Origin of the sequence: Pseudomonas wuhanensis (genome assembly GCF_030687395.1) — a bacterium.
Taxonomy (GTDB): domain Bacteria; phylum Pseudomonadota; class Gammaproteobacteria; order Pseudomonadales; family Pseudomonadaceae; genus Aquipseudomonas; species Aquipseudomonas wuhanensis.
On the sequence record NZ_CP117430.1, the window covers coordinates 1,685,357 to 1,700,746 of the forward strand.

General features: G+C 61.5%; 8 protein-coding genes. 3 read left to right on the forward strand and 5 right to left on the reverse strand.

The annotated features are described in order from the left end of the window. Positions 1-21: 21 nt before the first annotated feature. Positions 22-444 carry a YybH family protein gene (locus PSH88_RS07750; RefSeq protein WP_305425649.1) on the reverse strand — a complete coding sequence of 141 codons (423 nt, stop codon included), beginning with the start codon at positions 442-444 and terminating at the stop codon, positions 22-24. 9 nt (positions 445-453) lie between these two features. Then, positions 454-1,404: an agmatinase gene (speB, locus tag PSH88_RS07755; protein ID WP_019648049.1), complete on the reverse strand. Its 951-nt coding sequence runs from the start codon at positions 1,402-1,404 to the stop codon at positions 454-456. A gap of 310 nt (positions 1,405-1,714) precedes the next feature. Here speB and PSH88_RS07760 point away from each other — a divergent pair, with 310 nt between their 5' ends. Both PSH88_RS07760 and PSH88_RS07765 read left to right on the forward strand, forming a co-directional pair. Next, positions 1,715-2,608, forward strand: coding sequence for a LysR family transcriptional regulator (locus PSH88_RS07760; RefSeq protein WP_258620607.1), 894 nt, complete (start codon positions 1,715-1,717; stop codon positions 2,606-2,608). Positions 2,609-2,612: 4 nt separating this feature from the next. Then, positions 2,613-3,209, forward strand: a complete 597-nt coding sequence (locus tag PSH88_RS07765; RefSeq protein WP_305425650.1) for a tRNA-uridine aminocarboxypropyltransferase — start codon at positions 2,613-2,615, stop codon at positions 3,207-3,209. Positions 3,210-3,340: 131 nt separating this feature from the next. Here PSH88_RS07765 and PSH88_RS07770 read toward each other — a convergent pair whose 3' ends face one another. Genes PSH88_RS07770 through PSH88_RS07780 form a run of 3 tightly spaced genes read right to left on the reverse strand, consistent with a single transcriptional unit; the run spans position 3,341 to position 8,257 of the window. Further along, positions 3,341-4,696, reverse strand: a complete 1,356-nt coding sequence (locus PSH88_RS07770; protein WP_305425651.1) for an HlyD family type I secretion periplasmic adaptor subunit — start codon at positions 4,694-4,696, stop codon at positions 3,341-3,343. 9 nt (positions 4,697-4,705) lie between these two features. Beyond that, positions 4,706-6,865, reverse strand: a complete 2,160-nt coding sequence (locus tag PSH88_RS07775) for a type I secretion system permease/ATPase (RefSeq protein WP_305483502.1) — start codon at positions 6,863-6,865, stop codon at positions 4,706-4,708. 33 nt (positions 6,866-6,898) lie between these two features. Then, positions 6,899-8,257, reverse strand: a complete 1,359-nt coding sequence (locus PSH88_RS07780) for a TolC family outer membrane protein (RefSeq protein ID WP_305425653.1) — start codon at positions 8,255-8,257, stop codon at positions 6,899-6,901. Positions 8,258-8,846: 589 nt separating this feature from the next. On the opposite strand from PSH88_RS07780, the gene PSH88_RS07785 reads away from it, so the two are divergent. Continuing rightward, positions 8,847-15,242: a retention module-containing protein gene (locus PSH88_RS07785; RefSeq protein WP_305483503.1), complete on the forward strand. Its 6,396-nt coding sequence runs from the start codon at positions 8,847-8,849 to the stop codon at positions 15,240-15,242. Positions 15,243-15,390: the final 148 nt, after the last annotated feature.

A 15,390-nucleotide genomic window follows, 5' to 3' on the forward strand; every position in this document is an offset into this window, starting at 1 on the left:
GCGTGAGCGTCACCTGTTTGGCTAAGGGGGTGGCAGCCCTTCCGGCATTGCGGACAAATGTTCATGGCAGGCCAGCCATAGGCCTTGTTGTTCTTGGCCAGACGTCTGTTTCTTGAAAACAATCGTCTCGCGCTCCTGGCTGAAGTGTTGCTCCCCTTGCATGCGCAGCTCGGTGGCCACGTCATGGATGAAAATCGCCACGTCACCCAGCAGGCTGACGAAGGCGTTGCTCGAGGTGCACGACAGCACCTCGAAGCCGTCCTCGGCGCGCCAGCTGTCCCACAACGCCTGATAGGCATCGCGCGACAGCAGGGGCTGCTCGAGGGTGTAGAACACGAAGCTGGCGTCGACGCTGAATGCGCCGAAGTAGGCTTCGCGATCGTTACGGGCAAAGGCCGATACCAGCTCGGCGGCGGCTTTGAGTACCTGATCACGTTCGCTCATGACCGATCCTCAGCGATGGACCACGCCCGGCAGTACGCAGAGCATTTCGTACAGCAGGTTGGCGCCCAACAGCGAGGTATTACCGGTGGTGTCGTACGCAGGCGAGACTTCTACCAAATCGCAGCCGACCAGGTCGAGGCCTTGGCAGCCGCGCACGATTTCAATCGCCTGAATGGTCGTCAGACCGCCGATTTCCGGGGTGCCGGTGCCAGGTGCCCAGGCCGGGTCGATACCGTCGATATCGAAACTCAAGTACACCGGACCGTCGCCGACTTTCGCGCGAACTTCAGCCATCAGCGGTGCCAGGGATTTGTGCCAGCACTCTTCGGCCTGAACCACACGGAAGCCTTGATTGCGGCTCCAGTTGAAGTCATCAGCGGTGTAGCCCTGAGCCCGCAGGCCAATTTGCACTACGCGGTCGCAATCCAGAAGACCTTCTTCTACCGCGCGACGGAAGGTGGTGCCGTGGGCGATTTTCTCGCCGAACATGTGATCGTTCACATCGGCGTGAGCGTCGATGTGCACCAGGCCGACCTTGCCGTGCTTTTTATGGATGGCTCGCAGGATCGGCAGGGTGATGGTGTGATCGCCGCCGAGGGTCAGGGGGATCACATCGTGTTCGAGGATATTGTCGTAGGCCTCTTCGATGATCCGCACGGCGTCCAGCAGGTTGAAGGTGTTGATCGCCACATCACCGATGTCGGCAACCGACAGCGAATCGAACGGCGCGGCGCCGGTGGCCATGTTGTACGGGCGGATCATCACCGATTCAGCGCGGATTTCACGTGGCCCGAAACGGGTGCCGGGGCGCAGGGAAGTGCCGATGTCCAGCGGGATGCCGATAAAGGCAGCGTCCAGGCCAGCAGCGGATGGCAAATGGGGGAGTCGCAGCATGGTGGCGATGCCGCCGAAGCGCGGCATTTCGTTGCCGCCCAGTGGTTGGTGAAGAATCTTGTCCACGGGTAAGGCCTCATCGTCGTTGTTTTATTTATGTCGGTTGCACGCTCGGGGAGAGACGGGCACCGCTGGGGGCCGATTCTGCGAAATGCAGTGGCCGGGAAGAATCGCTACGGGCAAATACTTAGTTCAGATTTTTCTAAACTAATGGCGAGGGCGGAGATAGACTCTTACGCGTGATCGTTCCCACGCTCTGCGTGGGAATGCATCCACGGACGCTCCGCGTCCAGCTGTTTCCTGCATGTGACGCAGAGCGTCACGGGCTGCATTCCCACGCAGAGCGTGGGAACGATCTAGGTGCTTGGAGAGCCCCATGGCCAACGCTTTACCCGACCTGAAACTATTGCGCATCTTCGTCAGCGTGGTTCGCCATCAGGGGTTCGCCAACGCCCAGCACGAGCTCAACCTTTCGACCTCGGCGATCAGCACCTACATGAGCCAGCTCGAAGCGGCCCTCGGTCTGGTGCTGTGCCATCGCGGGCGTGGTGGTTTCAGCCTGACCAGCAAGGGCGAGCTGTTCCATCAGGAAACCCTGCGTCTATTGGCCGAGCTCGAAGGTTTCGAACAATACGCCGCCGCCCTCAAAGGCGAGTTGCGCGGCACCTTGAACCTGGGCGTGATCGACTCCACCGTCAGCGATAAGGCCTTGCCCTTTGCCGAAGCCATCGGTGCCTACAGTCAGGAACACCCGGCGGTGCATTTGCATCTGTCGGTCATGAGCCCTTACGAGCTGCAACTCGGCGTGCAGGACAACCGCCTCGACCTGGCCATCGGTGCCTTTTCCACGCGCATGAGCGGTCTGGTCTACATGCCGCTCTACCGCGAGCAGCACTGGCTGTATTGCAGCAGTCGCCATCCGCTGTTCACCGAGCGGCGTATCCCCGAGCAAGTCATCACCCAGCAGCGCATGGTCGGTCGCGGCTATTGGAGCCAGGCCGAACTGGCCCGCCACGGTTTCAAACACAGCGCGGCGACCGTGGAAAGTATGGAAGCCCAGCTGATTCTGGTGCTGTCCGGTGCCTACATCGGTTACCTGCCGGAGCACTACGCCCAGGCCTGGGCCGACAAAGGTGATTTGCGCGTGCTGCTGCCAGCGACGTTCGGTTATCAGGCGCCGTTTTCGATGATCGTACGCCGTGGCCGCAGCCGTGAACCGCTGATCCAGACCTTTCGTGATCTGCTTAAAGCACAACTGAATCAGGCTTAAGACGATGTCCAGAATCCAATGCCCACGCTGTCTACGCCCGCAAACCCATTGCCTGTGCCCGCTGATCCCGAGCCTCGACAGTCGCACTCGGGTGCTGCTGCTTCAGCATCCGAGCGAAGTGAACCATGCGCTGAACACCGCGCGGCTGGCCGTGATGGGATTGAAGAATGCCGAGTTGATTGTGGGCGAGGTGTTCGAGGATCTGCCGGCGCTGCTGAATCAGCCGGGCTATCAGGCGCGGCTACTGTTTCCCGGCGAGGAGGCGCAGCCGATGCAGGCCTGCACCGCCAATGATGAGCCGCTGCTGCTGGTGGTTCCGGACGGCACCTGGCGCAAGGCGCGCAAAATGCTGCACCTCAATCCGTTGTTGGCGGCGTTGCCCAGGGTGACATTGGCCGAAGGCGGGGTGTCGCGTTATCGCCTGCGCAAGGCGCCGGGGCCGGGGGCGCTGTCGACAGTGGAGGCGATTGTGCAGGCGTTGCAGACCCTGGAAGCGCCGAGCACGTTCGAGCCGTTGCTACGACCGTTCGAGGCGTTGATCGAGGGGCAGATTGTGGCAATGGGGGAGGAGGTTTTTCAGCGCAATCATGGGCCGAAATAGTGATCGTTCCCACGCTCTGCGTGGGAATGCATCCAGTGACGCTCTGCGTCACATCCGGGAAGGGACGCGGAGCGTCCCGGGCGGCATTCCCACGCGGAGCGTGGGAACGATCACACAGGAGCGCGTCCAGCCTATCTTTCGCGCATCGCCTCTGTCCGGGCTTTCAACACCGGTTTGAGCAGGTAATCCAGCACGCTTTTCTCCCCGGTAATAATGTCCACCGTCGCCACCATCCCCGGAATGATCAGCAGCGGTTTCAGATCCCCGCCCAAGTGATTCTTATCGGTCCGCACCTGAATCAGATAAAAGCTGTTGCCCTTGTCATCGGTGATCGTATCCGCGCCGATCAGCTCCAGCTTCGCACTCAATCCCCCATAAATCGTGTAGTCGTAAGCGCTGAACTTGACCATGGCTTTCTGGCCCGGGTGCAGGAACGCCACGTCTTGAGGCCGGACCTTGGCTTCGATCAGCAGGTTGTCTTCCAGCGGCACGATTTCCACCATGTCGTTGCCCGGCTGAACCACGCCACCGATGGTATTGACCTTCAGCATTTTGATAATGCCGTGAACCGGCGACACCACCGTGGTGCGTGTCACCCGGTCGTCGATGGCAATGCTCGAGGCAGTGATTTTCGACAGGTCGGTGCGTTTCTCATTCAGCTCTTTCGCCGCGTCCGAGCGGAAGGATTGTTCGGACTCATCGATCTTGCTTTTGATCTCATTGATTGCCGATTCGGCCCGGGGAATCGCCAGGGTCGTGGCGTTCAGCGAGCCGCGGATTTCCACCGCGCTGCGTTTGAGTCGCAGGATTTCCACCGGCGACACCGCCCCGGTGCCCACCAGCGGCGCAGACATGTTCATCTCTTGTTGCAGCAGCGCCAGGCTGGAACTGAACTGCCCTTGCTTGGAACGGAATTCCGCCAGCTCCTGGGTTTTCTGCCGAAGTTGTTCGGTCAGTGTGCGCTGCTCGCTGGCCAGTCTGCGTTGGCGTTGTTCGTACAGCGAGCGTTCGTCCTCGGCCACTTGCGGCGCCTTGGCGATCACTTCCGCGGACAGCTTGAACGGCCGGCCTTCCGCTTCGGCGGACAGCCGTTCGACCTGTGCGGTCAGTGCATAACGATCCGCTTCACTTTCACCTTTGTTCGACAGGAATCGCGTGTCATCCAGGCGCAGCAAGGTGTCGCCCTTGTTCACCATTTGCCCTTCGCGCACGAAAATTTCCGTGACGATGCCGCCCTCCAGGTTCTGGATTACTTGAATCTTGCTCGACGGAATCGCCTTGCCTTCACCTGTGGTGACTTCCTGCAACACGGCGAACTTGGCCCAAACCAGTGCGGTGATCAGCAGCGCCGCTGCCAGCCACACGGTGATCCGCGACCAGCGCGGCGAATCCTGCAACGAGGCGCCGGCGGTTTCCGGCATGAATTCGACTTCGGCACTTTTGCCGAAACTGTTGAAGTAGCCACGGGAACCTTGATCCGCAGACATGGGCAACTCCTAAACCGTCGCAGAGCCAACGCGGCCCTTGCGCAATGCATCGATGACCGCTTCTTTGGGGCCGTCGGCGACGATCCGGCCGTTGTCCAGCACCACCAACCGGTCCACCAGGCTGAGCATCGAGGTGCGGTGAGTGACCAGCAGCAGGGTTTTGCCCTGAATCCAGCCGTGAAGTTTCTGTCGCAGGACGTCTTCGCTGCTGTTGTCCATGGCGCTGGTGGGTTCATCGAGCAGCATGATCGGCGGGTCGAGCAACAAGGCCCGCGCCAACAATACCGCTTGCCGTTGCCCGCCCGACAGCAGCTGACCGCGTTCGCCCACCGGCCGGTCGAAGCCCTGGGGATGTTGGCGAGCCAGTTCGGTGACGCCGGTCAGTTCGGCGACTTCAAGCATCCGCGCATCGCTGATGTAACGGGCACCGAGGGTCAGGTTGTCGCGCAGGCTGCCGGCCAGCAGCGGCAGGTCGTGGGCGACGTAGCCGATCTGTTGACGCAGGTCGGCGACGTCCAGTTGCCGCAGGTCCAGGCCATCGAGCAGCAACTGGCCTTCTTCCGGCGCATAGAACCCCATCACCAGTCGCGCCAATGTGCTTTTACCCGAACCGCTGCGGCCGATGATGCCGATCCGTTCGCCGGGTTTCATGCTGAAGCTGACATTGGCCAGGGCCGGGGCGTTCTGGCCGTTGTAGTGGAACGTCACGCCGCTGACAGCCAGTGCGCCTTGCAGTTGCGTGCGCTCCAATGGCCGCTGTTTGGCGTCACGTTCTTGCGGCAACGACATCAGCGCATCGGTGCTTTTCATGGTCAGTTGTGCTTGCTGATAACGGGTGATCAGCCCGGCGATCTGCCCCAGCGGCGCGAGCACGCGGCTGCCAAGCATGTAGGTCGCCACCAGCGCACCGACGCTGAGGTTGCCGGCGATGATGCTGTAGACCCCGGCGACGATGGTCGCCATGCCGGAGAATTGCTGAATGAACAGCGTGCCGTTGGTGGCCAGCGCCGAGAGGTTGCGCGCATGGCTGTCGAGGCGGGTGAGGGCGCCGTGGGTGCTTTCCCATGTGTGCTGGCGTTCGCTTTCGGCGCTGCACGCCTTGAGGGTTTCCAGGCCGCCGAGGGTTTCGATCAGCAGGGCCTGGCGTTCGGCGCCCAGGCTCAGACTCTTCTGCACGGTGTCGCGCAGACGTGCCTGAATCACCATGGCAAAGATGATTGTGATGGGGAAGGCCAACAGCGGAATCACCACCAGCCAGCCACCGAGCAGGCCGATCACCACCAGCATCAACACCGCGAAGGGCAGGTCGATCAGGCTGGTCAGCGTGACGGCGGTGAGAAATTCCCGCAGACCCTGAAAGTCATGAATGCTCTGGGCGAAACCACCGATGGTCGCTGGTCGCGCTTTCATCGCCATGCCGGTGATGCGTTCGAACAAGGTCGCCGAAAGAATCACGTCGGTTTTCTTCCCGGCGGTGTCCAGCAAGTGCGCGCGAACCACCCGCAGCACCAGTTCGAACCCGGTGCCGATCAGCAAGCCGATCGACAGCACCCACAACGTTGAAGTGGCCTGGTTCGGCACCACCCGGTCGTAGGTCTGCATCACGAACAGCGGCACCATCAGCCCCAACAGGTTGATCAGGAAACTCGCCAGAATCGCATCGCTGTACAGCCACTTCGACAACTTCAACGTGTCGCGAAACCACGCTTCCACTCGCGGCACCAGCGGCGCGCGCAAGTCTTCGAGTTCATGCCGCGGCCGGGCGAACAAGGCCTGGCCGCTGTAGTTGGCGGTCAGCTCGTCCGTGCTGACCCATTGTTCTCCGCCGTCGGCTTCGCTCGGCAGGATCAACGCCTGACCGTCATCGCCGAAGCGACGCAAGATAGCGCAGCGGCCATGGTTGAGGATCAGCATCACAGGCAGGTTGAGCGCGGAAATATCCCCCAGTTCACGGCGCAACACACGCGCCTGCAAACTGGCCCGGGCCGCTGCGCGCGGCAGCAGGTCCAGGCTCAAGCGTTGGTGTGCCAATGGCAGCCCGGCACTCAGGCTGGCGCGACTGACCGTCGCGCCATGAAGTTTGCAGAGGATCAACAGACCGTCCAGAAGCGGGTCATCGAAGCTCAGGCGCGGATCGACACCCGTGTTGCCGGTTTCCATGCTGGTCACATTGATCGCTCCCTTTGCGCTACTTCATATGAGCTACTTCAGTTCAGGCAAACGCGCTTCGTTTTTCACTTCGGTGGAGGCGATCGCATCGGCGGGCAGCACCACCCGTTGTTTGCTCAGCAACTGACCCATGTTCGCCAGCACGCGGTACATCGAAAACTCCTCGGTGTAGCGCACTTCGGTGTAGCGGCGGTTGGCGTTGTAGAGCTCGTTTTCACTGTCGAGCAAGTCGAGCAGGGTCCGTTGGCCAAGACCGAACTGATCCTGATACGCAGCGCGCACACGGGTGGTGGTCTCGGCGTATTCACGGGCGGTCGGGGTTTGTTTCTTGGCGTTGAGCATGGCGTTCCAGGCCAGGTGGATGTTCTCATTGAGTTGGCGCAGGGCGTTGTTGCGGATGTCCAGCGCCTGGTTGATCTGGTGCGCATTGGAGGCCAGCCGGGCCTTGTCGCTGCCGCCACGGAACAGGTTGTAGTTCATCACCACACCCACTCGCCATTCGTTGTCGTGGCCTTCGTCGCCCTGAATATTGTTATTCGCGCCCACCGCCGCTTCAGCGTCAAAACGCGGGTAGAACGGCGACTTGGAGACTTCGTACTGGCTCTCGGCCGATTGCACATCGGCCTGGGCGGATTTCAGGTACGGGTTGTTTTCCACCATGCTCTGCTGGGCTTCCGGCAGGGTGGCGGGCAATTCGCCGCGAGTCGATGGCGGCGCTTCGAGTTCATCGGGCATGCGCCCCACGACGCTGTAGAAGTTCGTCTCGGCATCGGCCAGATCGACTTCGGCGGTGTCGAGGTTGTTTTGCGCCAGCGCCCGGCGAGCGGTGGACTGATCGGAGTCGGCGTTGCTGCCGACCCCACGCTGGGTGCGCAGGCCGATCTGATCGTTGACACGCATGTGCGCTTGCAGGTTGTTCTTGGCCAGGGTCACCAGTTCGCGACGCTTGAGCACTTCGAGGTACACCTCGACGGTGCGCAGGGCCAGATCCTGGGCGGTGCCCTGAGCGTAATAGGCTCGCGAGTTGGCCACGCCTTTGGTGCGCGCGACCTCGTTGGAGGTGTTGAAACCGTCGAACAGCATCTGCCGCAGGCGCAGTTCCGATTGGGTGTAGGTGAGGATTTCGGTGTGGTGATTGCCCTGCGCCCGAGTGGTGGTGTTATCGCTGTACCCGCGCCCGTAGCCGGCGTTCAAATCCACCGATGGATAAAAGCCCCCTTTGGCGACTTTAATCTGCTCGTCGGCCGAGAGCCGGGCATCGACCCGCGACGACAGTTCCGGGTGGGTCGCAATGGTGCTCTGGATCGCCTCGGTCAATGACATCGCCTGAGCCTGAGAAGTGCAGGCCATGGCCAGCAAAATCGCGCTGCAGAGGGGGGTTAAAACGCGCATGGATGCCTCTCCCTGATTCCTGATGGTGCTTAGTGAGTTGCCAAATATTTGACGTTATTTTTAAGTGAAACCGTCTCACGCTTGTTACAACAGAGCTAAGAACATCCTGAAGAGAAGCTAAGAAGGATTTCTCATAAGACATATGCCGAAAAAAACTTATGCGCTCTGAAAAATCCAGCACATTGTTCAATGCGAAAGCCTTGTTTTTATGAGCTCTCAGAGCATCGACGGGCTTTATAAAAGTTCCATTCACTTTTCGACACAGGGCGAAGAAGTGCTGGAGGGGAGGGAAGCGAGACGGTTTTAAAGTGACAGTTTTTTGTCGCTCGAGTGATTCAAAACCGTTACGCATCGTTCGCAGGCCGGTTATTTGGAAGTGGGCCCCGATGCCATTGATTGCAGAGGGTTTTATCCCGATCCAGAAATCTCCCTCGCGAGTGACATGCCTGGCGAGAGCGTCGGGAGGCAGCGGTTTACGTCAGGTAAACGCTTTCTCGGTAAACAATCCGCCTAGGCAACCTGCCTGAACCATGAGCACGTCTTCGCGCAAACAGGATGCCGACAGCAGTTGGCAGCGGAGGAAATGCACATGGCAACGCTCATCGGTATCGTCAGTAAGGTCATCGGTCAGGTGTACGCAGTGGCGGGTGATGGCACCCGACGCACTCTGGTCGAGGGCGATCGGCTGTTTGCCGGCGAGCAACTGGTCACCGGGGCCGAAGGCGCGGTGGCGGTGCATCTGCAAAACGGCCAGGAGCTGACCCTGGGGCGTGATAGCAGCCTGCAGATGACGAGCCAATTACTGGCGCATCAGGTCCCGCACGTGGAGGCCGCCGATGCGGTGACGCCGAGCCAGGCGCAACTGACCGATGTCGAGCAACTGCAAAAAGCCATTGCCGCCGGCGCCGACCCGACCCAGACCGGTGAAGCCACCGCCGCCGGGCCGGGCGCAACGGGCGCGCCGGGTGGATTGGGCGGCGGTCATAGTTTTGTGTTGCTGGAGGAAGTGGGGGGCCGGGTCGACCCCACGATTGGTTTCCCCACCGCGGGCTTCAACGGTATTCCCGAATTCCTCCTGGAACGCCGGGACCCGGACAACGGCGACAACGGTGCAGGTGGCGCGGGGGGGACAGGCGCGCCGAATAACCCGGTCACCCTCATTGGCCTGTCGGTGGCGGGAGGCGAACTGACCCTCAATGAAGCCCACCTGGCGGACGGTTCGGCCAGCAACCCCGGAGCGCTGATTCAAAACGGCACCTTCACAGTCATTGCGGCTGACGGGCTGAACAGTCTGAGCATCGGCGGGATCAACGTGATCAGTGGCGGTGTGGCTGTCGGTTTCCCGCAGTCGATCACCACTCAACTGGGCAACACCCTGACGATCACCGGCTACAACCCGGCCACCGGCGTGGTGAGTTACAGCTACACCCTGGTCGGCAACGAAATCCACGCGGCTGGTGACGGTGCCAACAACCTCAGCGAACAGTTCACCGTGGTCGCGAGTGACAGCAACGGCGATACCGCCACCGGTTCGCTGGACGTCAACATCACCGACGATGTGCCCAAAGCCATCGGCGACACCAACGCCAATACCGGCTCGGAAACCCTGCTGACCCTGACCGGCAGCGTGCTGCCCAATGACCTCCAGGGCGCCGACCGCATTGCCACCGGCCCCGACAGCGGGCCGATCATCGGCGGCACGTTCAACGGGACTTACGGCACACTGGTGCTCAACGCCAATGGCACGTACACCTACACCCTGAACACCAGCGACGCCGACTTCAAAGCCCTGAACGGTGGTGGCAACGCTACCGAGAGTTTCGTCTACACCCTCACCGATTCCGATGGCGATACCAGCACCGCGACGCTGGTGCTGAATATCCAGAACAGCGATGACCCAGTGACCCTCGATGGTCTGAATGTCGAAGGCGGGGAGCTGACGGTTTATGAGAAAAACCTCAGCGACGGCACCAGCCCCAACACACCGGCCTTGACCCAGAGCGGCACCTTCACTGTCACCGCCCTCGACGGTTTGCAAACCCTGACCGTGGGCGGCATCGCGGTGGTCACCAGCGGTGTGGCCGCGGGCTTCCCGCAATCGATTGTCACTGCGCTCGGCAATACGCTGACCATCACCGGTTTCAACAGCACGACCGGCGTGGTCAGCTACAGCTACACCCTGACGGATAATGAAACTCACCCGAACGCCAACGGCGCCAACAGCATCACCGAGAACCTCAATGTCGTCGCCACCGACGTCGACGGCAGCACGGCATTGGGTCAGATCAACGTCAACATCGTCGATGACTTGCCCACAGCCCATCCTGATCTCGCCACGATAGCCGAGGGCGCAACGGCCTCGGGCAACGTGCTGAACAATGACGTGGGTGGCGCCGACGGCCCGGCGCTCAGTGGCGCGGTGGTCGGCGTGCGCGCCGGCAGTGACACGTCGACTTCAGCCATCGGCGGCTTGAATACGCAAATCAACGGCACCTACGGCTACCTGACTCTGGATGCCAACGGTAACGCCGTGTACCACAGCAATCCGAACTCGGTCAGCGCACCGGGCGCCACGGACGTGTTCACCTACACCGTGCGTGATGCCGATGGCGATGAAAGCACCACGACCATCACCGTCAACGTGGCCGACTGCACCCTTGTAGCGGCCAGCGATAGCGACGTGACGGTTCACGAAAAAGCCCTGGATTTGACCAAGGACGGCCAGGACCTGGCAGTGGGCACAGTCACCGGCAGCGAGCCTGGTAACCCAGGTGAAACCGCCTCCGGAACGTTGGTCGGCTCGGTCACCGGCACCACGGGCGCGATCACTTACACCCTGGTCGGCAGCGCCACCGGAACCTACGGGCAGATCCTGCTCAACCCCGACGGTTCCTACACCTACACCCTGACTTCCGCGCCAGCGACCACGCCCAGCGCGAACAACGGGCCGAACACCCTGAGCGAAAGTTTCACCTATCAAGCGACCGATCCCTTGGGCAACAGCGTCACCAGTACCATCGTGATCAACATCGTCGATGACGTCCCCATTGCTCACGCCGATGCCGTCTCGGTGGTGGAGGGCGGTACGGTCAGCGGGAATGTGTTGGGCAATGATGTGCTGGGTGCTGACGGCCCTGCGTCGGGTGGTGCAGTGGTCGGCGTGCGCGCCGGCAGCGACACTTCGACTTCAGCCATTGGCGGCCTGAACACGCAAATCAACGGTACCTACGGCTACCTGACTCTGGATGCCAACGGCAACGCCGTGTACCACAGCAATCCGAACTCGGTCAGCGCGCCGGGCGCCACGGACGTGTTCACCTACACCGTGCGTGATGCCGATGGCGATGAAAGCACCACGACCATTACCATCGACGTGGCCAACTGCTCCCTCGTCGTGGCTCCCGATACCGACGTGACGGTTCAGGAAAAAGCCCTGGATTTGACCAAGGATGGACAGGACCTGGCGGCGGGTACGGTTACCGGCAGTGAGCCTGGCAATACCGGCGAAACTGCCAGCGGCACCTTGGTCGGTTCCGTCACCGGCGCCACTGGCGTGATCACTTACACGTTGGTCGGTAGCACCACCGGGACCTATGGGCAAATCCTGCTCAACCCGGATGGCAGTTACACCTACACCCTGACGTCCGCACCAGCGACCACGCCCCATGCCAACGACGGACCGAACACCCTGAGCGAAAGTTTCACCTATCAGGCCACCGATTCTCTAGGCAACAGCGTCACCAGTACCATCGTGATCAACATCGTCGATGACGTGCCGACTGCTTACTGCGATTCAGTCGCGGTGGTGGAGGGCGGGACAGTCAGCGGTAATGTACTGGACAACGATGTGCTCGGTGCTGACGGCCCCGCATTGGGAGGTGCGGTGGTCGGCGTGCGCGCCGGCAGCGACACCTCGACCTCGGCCATCGGCGGTTTGAACACGCAAATCAACGGCACCTACGGCTACCTGACGCTGGATGCCAACGGCAACGCCGTGTACCACAGCAACCCGAACTCGGTCGGCGAGCCGGGCGCCACGGATGTATTCACCTACACTGTGCGCGATGCTGATGGCGATGAAAGCACCACGACCCTGACCATCGACGTGTCCAACAACTGCCTCGTAACGGTCACCGATACCGACGTGACCGTCTACGAAAAAGCCCTGGATTTGACTCGGGACGGCCAGGACCTGGCAGCAGGCACGGTCACTGGCAGCGAGCCGGGCAACACCGGTGAAACCGGCTCCGGGACGCTGGTCGGTGCGGTCACCGGCGCCAGCGGCGCGATCACCTACACCCTGGTCGGCAGCGCCACCGGAACCTACGGGCAGATCCTGCTCAACCCCGACGGCAGCTACACCTACACCCTGACCTCGGCGCCGAAAACTTCGCCCAACGCCAACGACGGCGCGAATACGCTGAACGAAAGCTTCACCTATACCGCCACCGATGCCGTGGGCAACAGCACCACCGGCACCCTTGTGGTCAGCATCGTCGATGACGTGCCGTCTAACGCCGTCGCCTCGGACCGTTCGGTGCCCGCGGTGCAGATCGACTCCAACCTGCTGCTGGTGATCGACGTGTCCGGGAGCATGGACGACCCCTCCGGCGTATCGGGCCTGTCGCGGCTGGACCTGGCCAAGCAGGCGATCAGCGCACTGCTCGACAAGTACGACAATCTGGGCGACGTGAAGGTGCAGATCGTCACCTTCAGCAGCAGCGCCACGGACCAGACGTCGATCTGGGTCGATGTGGCGACGGCCAAGTCGATTATCGCGACGTTGACGGCGGACGGCGGGACCAACTACGACGCGGCCGTAGCGACCATGCAAAGTGCGTTCAACACCACGGGCAAACTCATCGGGGCGCAGAACGTCGGCTACTTCTTCTCCGATGGCAAACCCAACGAAGGCGACATCGGCCCCGCGGACGAGACCGCCCTCAAAGCCTTCCTCGACGCCAATGGCATCAAGAACTACGCCATCGGCCTGGGCAGCGGTGTCAGTAACGACAGCCTCGATCCAGTGGCCTATGACGGCAGTACGCACACCGACACCAATGCCGTGGTGGTGACCGACCTCAATCAACTCAACTCGATACTCTCGGGCACCGTGCAAGGCGCGCCGGTTACCGGCTCGCTGCTGGGCGAGGGCGAGGGCGGTACGTTCGGTGCCGATGGTGGCTTCATTAAAACCATCACCGTCGATGGCACCACTTATACCTATGACCCCAAAGGCAACAGCAACCAGGGTTCGCTGAGCTTCAGCGGCGGCACCAACCACGGCACCTTCAACACCGCCAACAACACCTTGAGTATCGCCACCGACAACAGCGGCACGCTGCTGGTGAACCTCGACACCGGCGAGTACACCTACACCTCGCAGACAACCACAGCCGTGGCGATCAGCGAAAACATCGGCTTTACCGCCAGCGACAACGACGGCGATCTGGCCAGCTCCACCCTGGTGATCAACGTGATTCCGAACACGCCACCGGTGGCGGTCGATGACCACGTCATCACCAACGTGCTGTCGGGCAGCATTGTGCTGCCGGGGGAATTGCTGCTGGCCAACGACACCGACATCAATGGCGACCCGCTCACCGCATCGCCTACCACCTTCAATACCGGGTGGCTGATCAAGGGCGCGGACTTTACCGGCACCAACCCGAACTTCAGCTTCACCGGAAATAACGTCCAGGCAGTGACCATCGCCCGCAGTGCATTCGTCGCCAACACCGCAGCCATGACGGCAGTATTGGTGGTCAGCGGAGCACTGGGGTCGGTCAACGCTAACAATACCAATGATGAGGACCGGATCACCGTCAACCTCAAACAGGGTGAAACCCTCAACCTGGACCACAACCTGGCGGCCGGTCATATCACCATGGAGTACTCGGTCAACGGGGGTGCTTATGTTGCTCTCGCTGACGGCCAGACCCTGACCGCCACGGCGGACGGCACGTACCAGATCCACCTCACCAACATTGACGACGGTGGTCCGGGCAACAGCGGCAAGGGCGCGGAAAACTACCAGCTGACCATGACCATCAACTACGCCGGAGCCCAAGCCAGCACCCCGGACTTCCACGGCAGCTACACCGCCAACGACAACCACGGTGGCAGCGACTCGGCCAATGTGACCATCAGCTATCAGGATGGCCATACGCTGACCGGCACTTCCGGCGACGACGTACTGGTGGCGGGCGCTGGCAACAACGTCATCAATGCCGGCGACGGCAATGATGTGCTCACCGCAGGGTCAGGCAATAACGAAATGCACGGCGGCGCCGGCAATGACTTGCTGTTCAGCGGAGCGGGCAATGACCTGCTCGACGGCGGCACCGGCAACGACACCGCGAGCTATGCGCACGCCACCGCCGGGGTCACTGTCGATCTGGGGCTGCTTACCGCGCAGAACACCCTTGGCGCGGGCACCGACACCTTGACCGGCATCGAAAACCTCACCGGCTCAAATTTCAACGACAGCCTCATGGGTGACAACAACAGCAACATCATCAACGGCGGTTTGGGTAACGATGTGCTCAACGGCGGGGGCGGTGACGACTTCCTTATCGGTGGCCTGGGCAACAACACCCTCACCGGCGGCAGCGGCACCGACACCGACACCTTCCAGTGGCTCAAGGGCAACAGCGGCCACGACGTCATCACCGACTTCACCCCAGGCACCGACAAACTCGACCTGTCGCAACTGCTGCAAGGCGAAAACGGCACTGCGGCGTCACTGGATGACTACCTGCACTTCACCGTCAGCGGCAGTGGTGCGTCGGTGATTACCAGCATCGACGTCAGCGCCATGGCCGGCGCCACGCCGAACCAGACCATCGACCTGGCGGGGGTGAACCTGGCCAGCCATTACGGTGTAACGCCGGGGGCGGGTGGGGTGATTGCCGGCGGCGCGGATACGGCGACGATCATCAACGGCATGCTCAATGATCATTCGTTGAAGGTGGATACCGTGTGATCTGAAACGACAAAACCCGCCATTTCTGTGAGAAGGAATGGCGGGTTGATCGTTCCCACGCTCTGCGTGGGAATGCCTCAACGGACGCTCTGCGTTCGGCTCTGGAAGGGACGCGGAGCGTCCCGGGCTGCATTCCCACGCAGAGCGT